Here is a 2,245-nt window from a genome sequence, read left to right as displayed (position 1 = left end):
CATGTGGGCGCCGCTACCAGCACTGAGCGTTCCCGAGCCGACGGAAGCCTCTATCCCTTCTTTCTGAAGGCTGTCCGGACATGAACGCATTTGATGTCCGTCCAACGCTGGATGCTCCCGACGACGATCCCTATGTCTGGCTTGAAGATGTAGAGGGCGAGCGGGCACTTGCCTGGGCCGCCGGCCAATCGGCAAAGACCCTGAAGCACTTCGGTGGAGCGCAATTCGAGCGCGACCGCGCGGCTCTGACAGCCATTTTCGACAATCGCGACAATCTTCCCCTGATCGCGCGCCGTAGTCAGTACCTCTACAATTACTGGCGAGATGACGGTAATCCACGCGGACTGTGGCGCCGGACCACCCTTGCCGCCTACATGAAGGCGGATCCCCAATGGGAGCTACTGCTCGATCTGGATGCTCTCGCGGCTAGCGACGGAGAGGACTGGATCTGGGACGGCGCGTCCATCGAGCCGGAGAGACGGGAAAGAGCCGTTCTGCGCCTGTCGCGCGGCGGCAGCGACGCGGTCGTGCATCGCGAATTCGACCTGATCTCTCTGAGCTTTGTCGCCGACGGCTTCAACCTCCCCGAGGCCAAAGGCTACGTTAATTGGCTGGACCCTGACACGCTTCTGCTTTCCAGTGCGCTTGGTAATGGCATGGCCACCCGCTCCGGCTATGCGCGCACCGTTCGACTGTGGAAGCGTGACGCGGATCCCCTCACCACGCCGGCAATCTTCGAGGCCGGGTTCGAAAGCTTCCAAGTGTCTGGTCATTCGGACCGCACCGGCCGCAGCGAGCGCCTTTGGTTCATCGAGCAGCCGGCCTTCTTCGAGAAGATCAGCTGGATCGGCGATAGGAGCGGGCCGAGGAGGCAGATCGATCTTCCTCGCGACGCGTCGTGGCGGGTCTTCGGCGACTGGCTGGCGGTAAGGCCGCGCAAGCCCTGGACGGTGGGAGGCACCACCCATCCCGCCGACGCGCTGATCGTCATCTCGCTTTCCTCTTTCCTCGCTGGCGGACGCCGTTTTGAGACCCTGTTTCAACCAGGGGAAAGGCGCTCCATGCAGTCATTCTTCTGGAATGACGGGAAGCTCATTATCTCTTACCTCGTCAATCTCGCACCGCGTTTCGAGATGTTCACTCCCGGCCACCAGGAATGGACGCGCCGAGTCCTGAACACCCTGCCCGCCGAAGGTACTGTCGACGTCTGGTCATTCGATGCGGCAGTTCACGAGACCAATGGAGAGGTCCTGATCTGTGCTCAGGATCCGATCACGCCGCCGCAGCTCTTGCTGTTCGATCTGAATGCCGCGCCGTCTCTCAGCGCTTCAGCAATCCTGAAGCGCAGCCCGGAGAATTTCGATGCATCCGGACTGGTGGTCACGCGCCACGAGGCAGTCTCTATCGATCATGAGCTGATCCCCTATACGCAGGTTGGTCCGGCGAACGGGAACGGAGATGCTCCGATTCACCTTTCCGCTTATGGCGGGTTCGGCGTATCACTCCTGCCCTACTACAACTCCCCGCTGGGCAAGCTGTGGCTCGAGCGCGGCGGCACGTGTGTCGAGGCGAACATCCGCGGCGGCGGCGAGTTCGGCACCCGCTGGCACGAAGCCGGGCGCAGGGAGGGCAAGCGTCTCGCCCATGACGATTTCGCCGCCGTTGCCGCCGACCTCGTGCGAAGGGGCATCACCCTGCCGAGGCGGATTGCCGCCGAGGGTGGCTCAAATGGCGGCCTGCTGATCGCAAACATGCTGACCCGCTATCCTGAGCATTTCGGGGCTCTGTTCTGCACAGCACCGCTTATCGACATGCGTCGCTACACCAAGCTCTTGGCGGGCGCGAGCTGGATCGACGAATATGGCGATCCGGACAAGGTTCACGATTGGGCTTTCCTGAAGGAAATCTCCGCCTATCACGCCGCAGCGCCGGGACAGCCCTATCCGCCTATCCTGATCGCCACCACGAAACGCGACGACCGCGTCCATCCGGGCCATGCGCGCAAGATGGCCGCAAAACTGCAGGCTCTTGGCTATCCCGCTTACTTCTACGAGGCCAGCGCAGGCGGGCACGGCTGCGGCGAGGACAATCGGGAGCAAGCCGCATTCATCAGTCTAGGCACCAATTTTCTCCGCAGCGCAATCGGCTTCAACGATCACCTTCCGGAGACGGCGGAACGCGTTGCACGCAAGTGGGGCATTTGAGGTCCATCAACAATTCATTCGAGCAGGAGACGAAATAGTGC

The 2,245-nt window shown here is 61.9% G+C and carries 1 protein-coding gene; it reads left to right on the top strand.

Features of this window, described 5'->3' with window-relative positions; genetic code table 11:
• Positions 1-80 precede the first annotated feature (80 nt).
• Entirely contained in the window at positions 81-2,204 is a 2,124-nt protein-coding gene (locus tag EN964_RS32315; RefSeq protein WP_127266639.1) for a prolyl oligopeptidase family protein, read from the top strand.
• Positions 2,205-2,245 lie beyond the last annotated feature (41 nt).

It is taken from the genome of Mesorhizobium sp. M7A.F.Ca.CA.001.10.2.1, from assembly GCF_003998575.1.
Classification (GTDB): Bacteria; Pseudomonadota; Alphaproteobacteria; order Rhizobiales; family Rhizobiaceae; genus Mesorhizobium.
The sequence above is the reverse complement of the archived record's forward strand: the minus strand, read 5'-3'. Positions and strand labels throughout refer to the sequence as shown.